Source organism: Pseudomonas sp. R2-37-08W (assembly GCF_003851705.1).
In the GTDB taxonomy this organism is placed as follows: Bacteria; Pseudomonadota; Gammaproteobacteria; order Pseudomonadales; family Pseudomonadaceae; genus Aquipseudomonas.
Genome location: NZ_CP027728.1, coordinates 3,577,414 through 3,591,783, shown reverse-complemented (window position 1 = coordinate 3,591,783; position 14,370 = coordinate 3,577,414). Strand labels below are relative to the sequence as shown.

The 14,370-nt window shown below is 60.8% G+C and carries 9 protein-coding genes and 1 pseudogene; 5 read left to right on the top strand and 5 right to left on the bottom strand.

Annotated features, from left to right (window positions below; all coding sequences use genetic code 11):
• Position 1 precedes the first annotated feature (1 nt).
• The 3 genes from lon to C4J93_RS16530 all read left to right on the top strand — a co-directional run bounded on the left by lon (position 2) and on the right by C4J93_RS16530 (position 4,926).
• Complete coding sequence (gene lon, locus C4J93_RS16540) at positions 2-2,398, top strand: endopeptidase La (RefSeq protein ID WP_124367501.1); 2,397 nt, start codon at positions 2-4, stop codon at positions 2,396-2,398.
• A gap of 149 nt (positions 2,399-2,547) precedes the next feature.
• Positions 2,548-2,820 (top strand): HU family DNA-binding protein, encoded by a 273-nt coding sequence (locus tag C4J93_RS16535; protein ID WP_003174819.1) that lies wholly within the window; start codon positions 2,548-2,550, stop codon positions 2,818-2,820.
• Positions 2,821-3,051: 231 nt separating this feature from the next.
• On the top strand, positions 3,052-4,926 hold the full coding sequence (locus C4J93_RS16530; RefSeq protein ID WP_124429949.1) for a SurA N-terminal domain-containing protein: 1,875 nt from the start codon (positions 3,052-3,054) through the stop codon (positions 4,924-4,926).
• Between the two features lie 81 nt (positions 4,927-5,007).
• Here the strand turns inward: C4J93_RS16530 and nhaA are convergent, their stop codons facing one another.
• Complete coding sequence (gene nhaA, locus C4J93_RS16525; RefSeq protein ID WP_124429948.1) at positions 5,008-6,351, bottom strand: Na+/H+ antiporter NhaA; 1,344 nt, start codon at positions 6,349-6,351, stop codon at positions 5,008-5,010.
• Between the two features lie 233 nt (positions 6,352-6,584).
• On the opposite strand from nhaA, the pseudogene C4J93_RS16520 reads away from it, so the two are divergent.
• Positions 6,585-7,408: pseudogene (locus tag C4J93_RS16520) on the top strand (DUF2242 domain-containing protein).
• Between the two features lies 1 nt (position 7,409).
• Here the strand turns inward: C4J93_RS16520 and aceE are convergent.
• Positions 7,410-10,070, bottom strand: coding sequence for a pyruvate dehydrogenase (acetyl-transferring), homodimeric type (gene aceE, locus C4J93_RS16515; protein WP_124429947.1), 2,661 nt, complete (start codon positions 10,068-10,070; stop codon positions 7,410-7,412).
• A gap of 145 nt (positions 10,071-10,215) precedes the next feature.
• Between aceE and C4J93_RS16510 the strand changes: the two genes are divergently transcribed.
• Positions 10,216-10,686 (top strand): MarR family winged helix-turn-helix transcriptional regulator, encoded by a 471-nt coding sequence (locus C4J93_RS16510; RefSeq protein ID WP_124429946.1) that lies wholly within the window; start codon positions 10,216-10,218, stop codon positions 10,684-10,686.
• A gap of 27 nt (positions 10,687-10,713) precedes the next feature.
• Here the strand turns inward: C4J93_RS16510 and C4J93_RS16505 are convergent, their stop codons facing one another.
• The 3 genes from C4J93_RS16505 to C4J93_RS16495 all read right to left on the bottom strand — a co-directional run bounded on the left by C4J93_RS16505 (position 10,714) and on the right by C4J93_RS16495 (position 14,222).
• Positions 10,714-11,721, bottom strand: coding sequence for a pyruvate dehydrogenase (locus tag C4J93_RS16505; protein WP_124429945.1), 1,008 nt, complete (start codon positions 11,719-11,721; stop codon positions 10,714-10,716).
• 331 nt (positions 11,722-12,052) lie between these two features.
• Positions 12,053-13,087, bottom strand: coding sequence for an AraC family transcriptional regulator (locus C4J93_RS16500; protein ID WP_124429944.1), 1,035 nt, complete (start codon positions 13,085-13,087; stop codon positions 12,053-12,055).
• Between the two features lie 4 nt (positions 13,088-13,091).
• The gene (locus C4J93_RS16495; RefSeq protein WP_124429943.1) at positions 13,092-14,222 is read right to left on the bottom strand and encodes a carbon-nitrogen hydrolase family protein; all 1,131 of its coding nucleotides are present in this window, start codon (positions 14,220-14,222) and stop codon (positions 13,092-13,094) included.
• Positions 14,223-14,370 lie beyond the last annotated feature (148 nt).

The following is a 14,370-nucleotide window of genomic DNA, read 5'->3' as shown; positions in this document are numbered from 1 at the left end:
CATGAAGACAACCATCGAATTGCCTCTCCTGCCGTTGCGTGATGTCGTCGTCTATCCGCACATGGTTATCCCGCTGTTCGTGGGGCGCGAGAAGTCTATCGAAGCCCTCGAGGCCGCGATGACGGGCGACAAGCAGATCCTGCTGTTGGCCCAGAAGAATCCTGCTGATGATGATCCAGGCGAAGACGCCCTGTATCGGGTCGGCACCGTTGCGACTGTCCTGCAATTGCTCAAGCTGCCTGACGGTACCGTCAAGGTACTCGTGGAAGGCGAGCAGCGCGGCGCGGTAGAGCGTTTCATGGAGGTGGATGGTCACCTGCGCGCCGAAGTGGCGCTGATCGACGAAGTCGAAGCCCCTGAACGTGAATCCGAAGTATTTGTGCGCAGCCTGCTTTCGCAGTTCGAGCAGTATGTGCAGTTGGGCAAGAAAGTCCCGGCTGAAGTCCTCTCGTCGCTCAACAGCATCGATGAGCCAAGTCGCCTGGTCGACACCATGGCTGCGCACATGGCGCTGAAGATCGAGCAGAAGCAGGATATTCTCGAAATCATCGATCTGTCGGCCCGTGTCGAGCATGTGCTGGCGCTGCTGGATGGCGAAATCGACCTGCTGCAGGTTGAGAAGCGCATCCGCGGCCGCGTGAAGAAACAAATGGAGCGCAGCCAGCGCGAGTACTACCTGAATGAGCAGATGAAGGCCATTCAGAAAGAACTCGGCGACGGCGAGGAAGGCCACAACGAAATCGAAGAGCTGAAAAAGCGTATCGATGCCGCCGGCCTGCCGAAAGACGCGCTGACCAAGGCTACGGCCGAGCTGAACAAGCTCAAACAAATGTCGCCGATGTCGGCCGAAGCCACTGTGGTTCGTTCCTACATCGATTGGCTGGTGCAGGTGCCGTGGAAGGCTCAGACCAAGGTACGCCTGGACCTGACCCGCGCCGAAGAAATCCTCGATGCCGACCACTACGGCCTTGAAGAGGTCAAGGAACGTATCCTTGAATACCTCGCCGTGCAAAAGCGCGTGAAGAAAATTCGCGGCCCGGTGTTGTGCCTGGTCGGTCCGCCTGGGGTGGGTAAAACCTCGTTGGCCGAGTCGATTGCCAGTGCGACCAACCGCAAGTTCGTGCGCATGGCCCTCGGCGGCGTGCGTGACGAAGCGGAAATCCGTGGCCATCGCCGGACTTACATCGGTTCGATGCCAGGAAGATTGATTCAAAAGATGACAAAAGTGGGCGTGCGCAACCCGCTGTTCCTGCTCGATGAAATCGACAAAATGGGCAGCGACATGCGTGGCGATCCGGCGTCGGCGTTGCTTGAGGTGCTCGATCCCGAGCAGAACCACAACTTCAACGACCATTACCTGGAAGTCGACTACGACCTGTCTGACGTAATGTTCCTGTGCACCTCCAACTCCATGAACATTCCACCAGCATTGCTGGACCGGATGGAGGTGATTCGTCTGCCGGGTTACACCGAAGACGAGAAGATCAACATCGCCGTCAAATACCTCGCGCCCAAGCAGACTGCGGCCAACGGCCTGAAGAAAGGCGAGATCGAGTTTGACGTCGAAGCGATCCGTGACATCGTGCGCTATTACACCCGCGAGGCCGGTGTACGGGGCCTTGAGCGTCAGATCGCGAAAATCTGCCGCAAGGCGGTCAAGGAACATTCCTTGGAAAAACGCTTCTCGGTGAAGGTAACGGCCGACGCGCTGGAGCATTTCCTGGGTGTGCGTAAATTCCGCTACGGCCTGGCCGAGCAGCAGGACCAGGTAGGGCAGGTGACTGGCCTGGCATGGACCCAGGTGGGCGGCGAGTTGCTGACCATCGAAGCTGCCGTGATCCCGGGCAAGGGCCAGTTGATCAAGACCGGCTCTCTCGGCGATGTGATGGTCGAATCGATCACCGCCGCGCAGACCGTGGTGCGCAGTCGCGCCAGGAGCCTGGGTATTCCCCTGGACTTCCACGAGAAGCACGACACCCATATCCACATGCCGGAAGGCGCGACGCCGAAGGACGGCCCGAGCGCCGGTGTAGGCATGTGCACGGCGCTGGTGTCGGCATTGACCGGTATTCCGGTGCGCGCCGATGTGGCGATGACCGGGGAAATTACCCTGCGCGGCCAGGTATTGGCCATCGGTGGGCTGAAAGAGAAATTACTCGCTGCACACCGGGGTGGAATCAAGACCGTGATCATTCCTGAAGAGAATGTTCGCGACTTGAAGGAAATTCCTGACAATATCAAGCAGGATCTTCAGATTAAACCGGTTAAATGGATTGACGAAGTCCTGCAAATTGCGCTGCAATACGCGCCGGAGCCCTTGCCGGATGTGGCTCCGGAGATTGTCGCGAAGGACGAAAAGCGCGAGTCGGATTCCAAGGAAAGAATTAGCACGCATTAAGGTGTTGAAGCCTGGGGGGCTTCCTTGACAGCTTTTTAGAGCCCTTGTTATAAAGCGGCTCTTAAGTGTCTGTAGGCCATTCAGCACTGGTTTTTGCTTTTTACCAAAAAACTTAGAATCATACTCATAGATATATAAGGGGACTTAGAGTGAACAAGTCGGAACTGATTGATGCTATCGCTGCATCCGCTGATATCCCGAAAGCTGCTGCCGGCCGTGCGCTGGACGCAGTAATCGAATCCGTCACTGGCGCTCTGAAGGCCGGCGACTCCGTGGTACTGGTAGGCTTCGGTACTTTCTCTGTGACTGACCGCCCAGCTCGCACTGGCCGTAACCCACAGACCGGCAAAGCACTGCAAATCGCTGCTGCCAAGAAACCAGGTTTCAAAGCCGGTAAAGCCCTGAAAGAAGCCGTTAACTAAGCTTCGATCAAGCCTTTGCTTACCCGGGTCGGACGCAGGTCTGGCCTGGCAGCGGAGCGGTAGCTGACCCACGTATCCATTGGGTCGCCACGCCGGGGGTCAGAGTTCAAACCCCCGTCCGCTCCGCCAGTTACGAGAAGGCGCATCCTCGGATGCGCCTTTCTTCTATCCGGATTCTACCCACGCTCCACGGTTGCCTATTTTTGATGTTCAACCGTTTCTGGGGGACGCATGCTGCAAAATATCAGGGACAATTCACAAGGCTGGATTGCCAAGACCATTATCGGGATCATCGTCGCATTGATGGCGTTCACCGGTATCGAGGCTATTTTCCAGGCTTCGGGTAATAACAAGCAGGACGTGGCCAAGGTCAACGGTGAGGAAATCACCCAGACCGAATTGAGCCAGGCCGTCGATATGCAACGGCGCCAGCTGATGCAACAACTGGGCAAGGATTTCGATGCTTCCCTGTTGGACGAAAAACTGCTGCGCGACGCGGCCCTCAAGGGCCTGATCGATCGCAAGCTGCTGCTGCAAGGCGCTGCTGATGCCAAGTTCGGTTTCTCGGAAGCGGCCTTGGACCAGGTAATCCTGCAGACGCCGGAGTTCCAGGTGGACGGCAAGTTCAGCGCCGAACGCTTTGACCAGGTGGTTCGCCAACTGGGCTATACCCGCCTGCAATTCCGTCAGATGCTGACTCAGGAAATGCTGATCGGCCAGGTTCGCGCAGGCATCGCTGGCAGTGGTTTCGTGACCGATGCCGAGGTGCTGGCATTTGCCCGTCTGGAAAAACAGACCCGCGATTTCGCCACCGTCAACGTTAAAGCTGACCCGGCAGCGGTGAAACTCACCGATGACGAAGTCAAGGCCTACTACGACCAGCACGCCAAGGAGTTCATGACCCCGGACCAAGTGGTCATCGACTACCTGGAGCTGAAGAAGTCGTCGTTCTTCGACCAGGTCACCGTCAAGGACGATGAACTGCAGGCTGCCTACGAGAAAGAAACCGCCAATCTCGCTGAACAGCGTCGTGCTGCGCACATTCTGATCGAGGTCAACGACAAGGTCACCGAGGCGCAAGCCAAGGCCAAGATCGAAGACATCCAGGCGCGCCTGGCCAAGGGCGAGCAGTTTGAAGCCCTGGCCAAGGAGTTTTCCCAGGATCCGGGTTCGGCCAGCAATGGCGGCGATCTCGGGTTTGCCGGTCCTGGCGTCTACGATCCAGACTTCGAGACGGCGCTGTACGGCCTGAAGCAGGACCAGGTGTCGGTGCCGGTGCGTACGTCCTTCGGTTGGCACTTGATCAAGCTGCTGGGCGTTGAAGCACCCGAGGTGCCATCGTTCGCCAGCCTGAAAGACAAGCTGACCCGCGAGCTCAAGACCCAGCAGGTTGAACAGCGGTTTGTCGAAGCGACCAAGCAATTGGAAGATGCGGCATTCGAAGCGTCCGACCTGGCCCAGCCGGCGTCCGATCTTAAGCTGACCGTACACACTTCCGCGCCGTTCGGCCGTGAAGGTGGCGAAGGCGTCGCGGCCAACCGTGCCGTGGTCACCGCAGCGTTCAGCCCGGAAGTGCTGGATGAGGGTGCCAACAGCAGCGCCATTGAGCTCGACCCGGAAACCATCATCGTGCTGCGCGCCAAAGAGCACCTCAAGCCTGCCCAGATTCCACTGGAAAAGGTTGCCACGGCGATTCGCGCACAGATGACCAAGGAGCGTGCGAGCGCTGCCGCCAAAGCCCATGCCGACGAACTGATCGCCGGCCTGCGTGATGGCAAGATCGCCCTGAGCCAGCCGATTGACGGCCAGGCCTGGAAGGTGACTGAAGCCGCTACCCGTGGCCAGGAAGCTGTCGACCCTGCGGTGCTGCAAGCGCTGTTCCGCATGCCCAAGCCTGCGGGCAAGGACAAGCCGAGCTTCACCACCGTCAGCCTGCGCGATGGCAGCCAGGTGATCGTGCGCTTGAACGGTGTCAATGAAGCTGCTGCGCCTACGGACGAAGAAAAGGCGCAATACCGCCGCGCCCTCGCTTCGCGTATTGGCCAGCAGGATTTTGCGGCCTACCGCAAGCAGCTGGAAACCCAGGCAGATATCAAGAAGTTCTGATGCCGGCTTGAATGAAAAGACCCCGTCCTGAAAAGGCCGGGGTCTTTTTTTGCGTGCGTTAAAGCCTTTGAGCCTTCTTTCTCAAGTCCGCTTGCCTGAGAACTTGAGCTTGCCCCAGCTCAGGCCGACGACCGCCGCCAGGGTCGAGGCCGTCAATACGCTCAGCTTGGCCGCCGCCAGCAAAGCCGGGTCGGAGAACGCCAGGGAGGAGATGAAGATCGACATGGTGAAACCAATCCCCGCCAGCAGACCCACCAGGCCCACACCCGTCCAGGTAACGCCGTCCGGCAGCTTGCAGAGGTTGAGCTTGACCAGCGTGAAGCTTGCCAGCATCACGCCGATGGGTTTGCCCAGCACCAGGGCGAAGATGACGCCCATGAACACACCCTGGGGCAGGGGATCGTCCAGGTTGAAGCCGCTCAGGCTGACACCCGCGTTGGCCAGGGCAAACAACGGCATCACGCCGAACGCCACCCACGGGTGCAGCGCCGATTGGACCCGCTGCACTGGCGGTAATATTTCCCGCTGTGCTTCGCGCAATTGCTTAAGCGGCTGGGTAACGTGTCCTGGGCCTTCAGGCGACTGGGAGAAACGCTCCATCAATTCGTTGAGCGTGCGGCCTATGGTGTCCAGCGGGCGCTCGGTGGTGGGCTTGGAGTTAACCGGGGTCATCAGCCCCAGGATCACGCCGGCGAGCGTTGGGTGAATGCCGGTCTTGAGCAGGCCGAACCACACAATCGCCCCAGGCAACAGGTAGATCGCGGCCTTGCCGATGCCCATGCGCTGGAAAACCAGCACCAGCGCCAGCCCGGCGACGGCAATCACCAGCCCCATGTAATCGAGGCTGGCGGTGAAGAAAACGGCAATGATCAGGATCGCCACGATGTCATCGATAATCGCCAGGGCCAGCAGCAAAATACGCACGCCGCTGGGGATCGACTTACCCAACAGTGCCAGCACGCCGACGGCAAAGGCGATGTCCGTCGCAGTTGGCACGGCCCAGCCACTGGCGGCGGCGGTGCCGTGGTTGAGCAGGGTGTAAATGAGCGCCGGCATCAGTACGCCGCCCAGCGCAGCGCCCAATGGCAGCGTGGCCAGCTTGAGGTTGGCGAGCGCGCCGTCCTTGATTTCCTGACGGATCTCGGCGCCCACCACCAAGAAGAAGATGGTCATCAGGCCGTCGTTGACCAGAAAATGCAGGGAGCGCGACACACTGTAGTCGCCCAACCCAAGGGTGACCGGTGTGTTCCAGAAGTGCTCATAGGTGTCGGCCGCCGGGCTGTTGGCCCAGATCAATGCGACGATGGCAGCCAGCAGCAAAACGATGCCGCTGACGGCTTCAATCCGTGAAAAGCGCTCGAGGGCCGACAGTGCGCCCTCGGTCAAACGCTGAGGGCGAGGGATGGCGGGGTGTTTATCAGGCACGACAAATCTCCATTGGCGGCCCGACCAACGCTTATCCTTTAACCTGCGCTGTGCCGTATGCAGCAGCGCACCCAGGGCGATAATAGGAAGTTGGGGAATAAGTTGTAAACAAACTTGTCATAGTCAGCGGCACCGGTCCCAAAAGCCTGTGACGTTTTACCGACAGGAATGCGCGCGCCAACGCCTCGTTCTGTTGCACAATACCGCCCGGACTGTTTTTCTCAGGATTTTCGATGTCGACATCATTTCACTTGCGAAACCTAGGGTTGGCGCTGGTGCTGGCGGGCGCGGCGGGTTGCTCGTCGCCCAAGACCGCTATTTACGAACATGAGAATTTCGACGATTCCGGTACGTTTTCCCGCGACTACCCGGTGAGCGATGTAGCGGCCTGTGAAGCCGCGCGCCGCGCCCTGCTGAGCCAGGGCTATATCATCACCAGCAGCGACCCGAAGCTGGTGGCCGGTAACAAGAGTTTCCAGCAGACCGGCGAAAGCCACCTGCAGATCAGCTTCAACGTGGTGTGTGCCGCGGATGGCAAAGGCAGCAATCATTCGACGATGTTTGCCAACGCTTTGCAGGATCGCTATGCGCTGAAGAAGGTCAACAACTCCGCGAGTCTCGGGTAGGGGTACTGGGTTCGGTGTCGATGCCGATCGGCTCCACCGATGACTCGATGGTCAAGGTGGCGAGCGAGACCGTTTCGGCGCCCAAGTTCTATGAGCGTTACTTTGCGTTGGTGGATGTGTTCCTGCCCCAGGAAGTGAAGCAGGCTGCGCACATCCCCGAAAAGCCCAAGGATGAGCTTGGCATGCCTGAACCCAAGGCCGCACCGGCCGCCGAGAAGGTCGAGGCGCCCCAGGAGACACCTGCAACGCCTGCCGCTGCGCAACCGCTCGCACCGCCAGCCGAGGCCGCGCCGATCGCGCCAAGCGTAGCGCCGGAGCCCGTACCGGACACCACTCCGGCCCCGGCAGCAGAACCCGCGCCGGCGCCGACCAACCCGAACCTGCCAGCGCCGACGGAGGCGATTCCACCCCTGCCAACGCCTGCGCAGTGACTCACACCGCTACGGGGTCTGCCTTGTCGGCATTGATCCCGTAGCGGCTGATGGCCTCCACGACTTTGTCACGGCCTATTGCGCCGTCATCTGCCAGTGCCTTCAGGGCCGCCAGCACGATGAAGTGTCGATCCACTTCAAAAAACTCGCGCAGCGCTTCCCGCGTATCCGACTGCCCGAAACCATCGGTTCCCAACGCCACAAAGCGGCGGCCGTGTACGAAAGGGCGGATCTGGTCTGCGAATAATTTCATGTAGTCCGTTGCCACCACCATTGGCCCGGCTTTACCGACGAGGCACTGCTCCACGTAGCTCAGGCGTGGCTCACCCTCCGGATGCAGCAGGTTCCAGCGCTCTGTTGCGTGCCCGTCACGGCGCAGCTCAGTCAGGCTGGTGGCGCTCCATACATCACTGTGTACGGCAAAGTCCTGCTCAAGCAGGGCCGCTGCGGCGATCACTTCGCGCAAAATCGAACCACTGCCCATCAATTGCACCTGTGCGTCGGGGTGTGTGCTCAACGGGTACATACCTTTGAGAATGCCATCCTCCACGCCTTCGGGGATCGCCGGGTGCGGATAGTTTTCATTGAGCAGGGTGATGTAGTAGTAAATGTCCTCCTGCTCGACATACATACGGCGCATGCCCTCGCGAATGATCACCGCCAGCTCGTAGGCAAAGGTCGGATCATAGGCCACGCAGCACGGAATCACTGACGCCAGGATATGGCTGTGCCCGTCGTCATGTTGCAAGCCTTCGCCCATCAGGGTAGTGCGCCCGGCCGTGGCCCCCAGCAGAAAACCGCGGGCCCGCGCATCACCGGCCGCCCAGGCCAGGTCGCCGACGCGTTGGAAGCCGAACATCGAATAGAAAATATAGAAAGGCACGGTCATCAGGCCGTGGTTGCTGTAGGACGTACTTGCCGCGATCCATGAGGAGATGGCACCCGATTCATTCAGGCCTTCCTGCATGATCTGTCCGTCCTTGCTCTCCTTGTAGTAGCTCAGTTGCCCAGCGTCCTGCGGGGTGTACAACTGGCCGACGGCGGAGTGGATGCCGATCTGTCGGAACAGGCTTTCCATGCCGAAGGTGCGCGACTCATCCGGCACGATGGGGACAATCAGCTTGCTCAAATGTGGGTCCTTGAGCAGCGTGCCGAGGATGCGCACGAACGCCATGGTGGTGGAAATCGCGCGCTCGCCGGTGTCCTTGAGTTGAGTGGAGAATGCGGACAGCGGCGGGATCGTCAACGGCGCGACGCTGCTATGCCGAGCGGGCACATAGCCGCCCAAGGCCTGGCGTCGGGCGGCAAAGTAGCGGGCTTCGGCACTGTCGGCGGCGGGTTTGAGGTAGGGGATTTCGTCAAGTTGGTCATCGGCTACTTCCAGCCCGAAGCGGTCGCGGAAGGCTTTCACCGCGTCGGCCCCCATCTTCTTCAATTGATGGTTGATGTTCTGGCCTTCGCCGGCTTCGCCCATGCCGAAGCCTTTTACGGTCTTGGCCAGGATCACTGTAGGCTGGCCCTTGTGCCGCACGGCGGCGGCGTAGGCGTTGTAGACCTTGTCCGGGTCATGCCCGCCCCGTGAGAGTTTCCAGATATCGTCGTCGGACATATCTGCAACCAGTGCCAGCAACTCCGGATATTTACCGAAGAAGTGTTCGCGTACGTAGGCGCCATTCTGGGATTTGTAATTCTGATAGTCGCCGTCCACGCATTCCATCATGCGTTGGCGCAGCAGGCCGCTGTGGTCCTTTTCCAGCAGCGCATCCCAGCCACCGCCCCAGATTACCTTGATCACATTCCAACCGGCGGCGCGGTACAGGCTCTCGAACTCCTGGATCACCTTGGCATTACCGCGCACCGGGCCATCCAGGCGCTGCAGGTTGCAGTTGACCACAAAGATCAGGTTGTCGAGTTTTTCACGGCCCGCGACGGAAATGGCGGCCAGGGATTCCGGCTGGTCCATTTCGCCATCGCCCAGGAACGCCCAGACCTTGCGCCCCTGGTGTGGCTTGAGGTCGCGAAACTCCAGGTAACGCATAAAACGCGCCTGGTACGCGGCAGTGATCGGCCCGAGCCCCATGGACACCGTAGGGAATTGCCAGAAGTCCGGCATCAGCCGTGGGTGAGGGTATGACGACAGGCCTTCGCCGCCGGCCTCGCGGCGAAAGTTATCCAGTTGGGCTTCGTTGATACGGCCTTCCAGATATGCGCGGCCATAGATGCCAGGGGAGGAATGGCCCTGGATGTACACCAGGTCGCCGTCGAACGTGTCGGTTCGGCCACGGAAAAAATGGTCGAAGCCTACGTCGTACAGCACTGCGGCTGACGCATAGGTCGCAATATGCCCACCCACGCCGGAGTGTTTGCCTGCACGCAATACCATCGCCATGGCATTCCAGCGGATAAATGCGTTGGTCCGGCGTTCGATGTCCAGATTGCCGGGGTAGGGCACCTGGCGATCAACGGCAATGGTATTCACGTAAGGGGTGGTCACCCGTCCGTAAAAATCGCCGTGGCGCGCGACGTCGAAATCCAGCAACTGATCGATCAGGTAGTGGGCGCGGGGGCGACCTTCGGCCGACAGCACCGATTCGATGGAGTCCAGCCACTCGCGGGTTTCCTGCGGATCGTTGTCCAGGGACGCGGCGTTATTCGGGTTCATATGAGGCTCCAGGGTAAGCGGATTCCAGGCGGCGAACGCCTTGTGGGCGTGGCGCAGTTATAGTTGCAATTGCAACGACATGCCCGAATTTAGCCCGGGATGAGCTACTATTGCAACCTTCTTGAAATTCCCCGGATGGTGTTGCATGTCGTCGAAAGAGCCTGATGTATGGTTCCGTTTTGTCAGGGCCCACAGGACGGTCATCCGTGAGATCGAGCGCCGGTTGGCCGAGGCGCAACTGCCGCCGTACGCTTGGTACGACGCGTTGTGGGGACTGGAGAGCGGTCCTGAGGGCACTCGCCGTATGCATGAACTGGCCGATGTACTGGCCATCGAGCGTTACAACCTCACGCGTCTGGTTGATCGCCTGGAGAAAGACGGCCTGGTGGTGCGCTCGCGTTCCGACGGTGATGGCCGGGCGGCGTTTGCCACGATCACCGAGGCGGGCCGCATCCTGCGCAAAAAAATGTGGAAAATCTACGAGAGCACTGTGGACGAGCTGTTCCTGTCGCAGATCGCGCCTGAGCATCGCCAGGCCTTTGCCGATGCGCTGGAGCGTACGGCGGGATTGGCGATGGGGGCGGCTGTGCAAATCCGTGGCCGGCGCAAAACCTGATGAAGTGAGAAAGAGGCTGCATTCCCGTCATTTCAAGTGATAGCGCTGCAGGGCGTTTTCCACACTTTGTGTGTCCAGATGCCCCTCATCGGCCAAGGCTTTGAGCGCCAACACCGCAATCCAATACCGGTTCGGTGCGGCTGCCTGCACCGAGCCTGCGCCCAGCGCCACGAAGCGCGTATCCACATGCGCCGCCAACTGATCGACAACCGCCTGCGGGTAGCCGGTGACGGCAACCACCGGGGCCCGGCTCCCCGCCAGGCAGTCGCGCAGATGGCAGCTACGCCTGGGCGCATGCGGATGCAGGCGGTTCCAGCGCTCAGCGGCCGCCGCTTCGCGGGCCAACCGGGTGTAACTGGGGCAACTCCAGACGTGCGCCGCGATGCCCCATTCATCTTCCAGCAACTGCGCCGCGTGTATCACCTCATCCAGTGCCCGGCCGGCGCCGAGCAAGCGCACGGCCGCCACTGCGCCCGGTAGGCGGACGGAGTACATGCCCTTGACCGTGCCTTCACGGTCCAGCGTCTGTGGTGCGATGGCGATTTGCTGATCATGCAGCGCCAGGTAATAAAAGCCTGGCGTGCCATCGACATATAACGTGCGCAACCCCGCCAGCACGATCGCCTGTGCTTCTTCGCCCGAGGCGGGGTCGTAGGGCGTGCAGCGTGGATTGGCCGACAGCCACAATGGCAACGACGGCTGCGCGCCCTTCGGCCAAGGTGATGGCTGGGTTTCGCTGTCGTTGCACAAGATGCCGCGCTGGGCGGTCTGGTCTGACAATGCGCACAGCTGCGCGGATGACGTCACGCTGTGCAGGTAGAGCAGCGGTTTTTCGCCGGTGTTGCGCGCAAACCAGGTGGGCCAGTTGCCCACGCGCCGACTGCGTGACTGCCCGCGAATCACCCAGGCTTGGCGGCTCGATTCCAAGGTGTTGGCCATGGTCATGACCGTGTAGAGCGGCGAGTTGCGCGCGTGCGCGCAGGGGGTGAGTGCGTCGATGCACAATTGCGCTGCATTCGCGATAGAGGCGGGCATGGGCGTGGCTCCTGACAACAGAGGGCCTACCCTAATGGAATTCGACTTGTAATTGCAATTGCAATGATTGCAATTGCGCGTCAGCGCTGACCTGCTAAATCTGTCCGCCGCCGACGCGTTTAATCTTCGAGTGCAGGAACGTCATGGCGCAGACATTTTTTCGTCATGACGGCACTTTAGGCTGATCGTGCAGGTCATTAACCGTGCGGCCGCTTTTAACTCAACAAGGAGTCCCCATGGACGATTACCAGGAAGAACTATTGGAGTACCAGGCATTCGAATTCGACCCGCTGGACCCGGTCGACGATGCCACCGAGCTGTAAGCCCGACTTCAGGCGGAATGCCGCTGACTGCGGCGAAATTCCCCTGGGGTCTGGTTGTTCCATCGCCTGAAGGCGCGTTGGAAGGCTTGGGCTGAGGCGAAACCGAGCAAGTAGGCGATCTCGCCGAAAGCCAGTTCCGTATCGCGAATGTAGGTCATGGCCAGGTCGCGGCGGGTGTCGTTGAGAATCGCGCGGAACTGGGTGCCCTCGTCGGCCAGTTTGCGGCGCAGTGTCCAGGTGGGCAGCTTCAAGCGTGCCGCCACTTCTTCCAGGTCGGGTTCCCGGCCGCCATTGAGCATCGGCCCGAGCAACCGGGTAATGCGCTCGCGCAGGCTGCGGGTGCGCGTCAGCTGCTCCAGTTCCCGTTCACACAGTTGCAGCAACAGCTGCCAGGTACTCGGGCAGTGGTGCGGGTTGCGCAGGGCGAGGGTAGGTTGGCTGAGGCGCAGTTGATTGTTCTCGGCACCGAACTGCACCGGTGCGGACCCCAGCACGTCATACCGCTCACTGTACTCGGGAGCGTCGAACTCGATTTCGATGCGCTGGGCCTGCACCCTTTGTTGCGCCAGGCTCGACAGTTGATGCAGCCAGCCGGCGATGATCGAGTCCACTACAAAGCGGTTGTAGGCGTTGTAGGGGCTGATCGAATAGAACCGCAGCCAGGCGCCTTCGGCGTCCTCATGAAAACTCGATTGCCCACGGTAGTTGGAGCCATACAAAGGTTCGAAACGCGTCAGCGTACGCGCGGCTTCGCGCACATTCGGCGCCTGGGCCGCGGTGACACCGGCGAGCCCGGCCTGGCTCAGGCGGCTGAGCTGGCCCATGCGCAGGCCCAGCCCCGCATCGCCGGTCAGTTGGATGGCCGCATGGCCCAGGCGCATATAGCGCGGGATCGACAACCGCGCGCCCGCTTCGGCCAGGCGGGCGGGGTCCAGGCCGTATTGCAGCAGCAGCGGTTGCGGGTCCAAGCCGTGGCTGTGCACGGCATCGGCCAGGGTGTGCACGAAGCCCACCGACAAATCCCCCAGGCGCACCGGCTTCACGCGGTTACAGCCAGATATTCAGCAGGCGCGCACCACGGGCATCGCCATCGGCGAATAGTTGCCCGTTGCGGCTGAGGAAGCTTTGCCCGGCGCTGCCCAGGTCCCAGAACTGCCCACGCAAAAACACGCTCATGCCCGCCGTGGCTTGGCTGATCGGTGGCTGGCTGATCAACGTCAGGCGGCGCCAGGCTTCGCCCTCGCTGGTTTCTTCGGGCTTGAGGCTGACTTCCGACGGCGTCGACACGCTCTTGAAGCCGCGCCACGGGCGGTCCCATGTGTCGCGGCCGGTCACGTAGGCCGGCACTGCGATCAGTTGGGCGCCTTGCTCGTTGAGCTTGCGGTAGTTATCCGGGTACCAGCTGTCGCTGCCGATCAGGATGCCCAGGCGCCCGGCCGGGGTGTCGACCACGCTGACGATGTTTTCATCGCCCGGCTCGATAAAGCCGCGTTCGTCGTAGATCGGATACAGCTGACGTTGCGGCTGGCCCAGGGGCAAACCATCGGCGGCAAACACCAGGCTGACGTTGTACAGCGCGCCGTGCCCGACCTGCAGTTGCCCCAGGCTCACACTCGGGTTGGGCAGGGCGATGGAGCCGGCCACCAGGGTCACGCCGAACTCCTTGGCCAAGCCGCCAAACAGCACTTGGTAATCGCGCGCCATGCCCGGCGCTTTCATGCGCAAATACGCATCGTCCATGCGGTTCTCGCCGGTGGCGCTGATCCAGGCGCGCATGAACTGCACCGGGTTGCTGACGGACAACCAGTTCATCGCGTCCCTGAGATGAGGCGCCTGGTACAGCTCGTTTTTCTCGCCGCTCAGCATCAGCCAGGTGCCGATGTGCTCGGGCAGCACCACGATGGTCTTGTCGTTGATCAAGCCCAGCTCACGGGCCTTTTGCAGATAGGCCGAGAGCTTCAAGTGCAGGCGTTCCAGGCTCTGGTAGTCGGCAGGGAACAGCTCCGGCTGGATGCCCAGCAGGTTGCCACGCTCGGCCGGCTGGCCTTCGTTGACGGCAAGAGTGATGCGCAGGTCTGACAGGTAATGCCCCACGGGGCGCTCCTGGGTCCAGACCAGATACGCGGCAAGGGCGGCAACCAGGGCCATGGAGACGGTGAACACGAGTAATTTACGCATGGGGCAACAGACAACACACCGGGGGCAGGGTTCGCGACTAGGGTAGGGCCCATGGCCTGGCTTGCCAAGGGGTGCTGTGCATTTGGATCAATAACTTGTCAGTTTCAGTCATTGAGCGGTAGGTGATCGCCTCTTAGTCTGTGGGACA

Coding starts and splice junctions, on each gene's coding strand:
- lon (WP_124367501.1), top strand. CDS start 2: ATGAAGACAACCATCGAATTGCCTCTCCTGCCGTTGCGTGATGTCGTC.
- C4J93_RS16530 (WP_124429949.1), top strand. CDS start 3,052: ATGCTGCAAAATATCAGGGACAATTCACAAGGCTGGATTGCCAAGACC.
- aceE (WP_124429947.1), bottom strand. CDS start 10,070: ATGAACCCGAATAACGCCGCGTCCCTGGACAACGATCCGCAGGAAACC.
- C4J93_RS16510 (WP_124429946.1), top strand. CDS start 10,216: ATGTCGTCGAAAGAGCCTGATGTATGGTTCCGTTTTGTCAGGGCCCAC.
- C4J93_RS16505 (WP_124429945.1), bottom strand. CDS start 11,721: ATGCCCGCCTCTATCGCGAATGCAGCGCAATTGTGCATCGACGCACTC.
- C4J93_RS16495 (WP_124429943.1), bottom strand. CDS start 14,222: ATGCGTAAATTACTCGTGTTCACCGTCTCCATGGCCCTGGTTGCCGCC.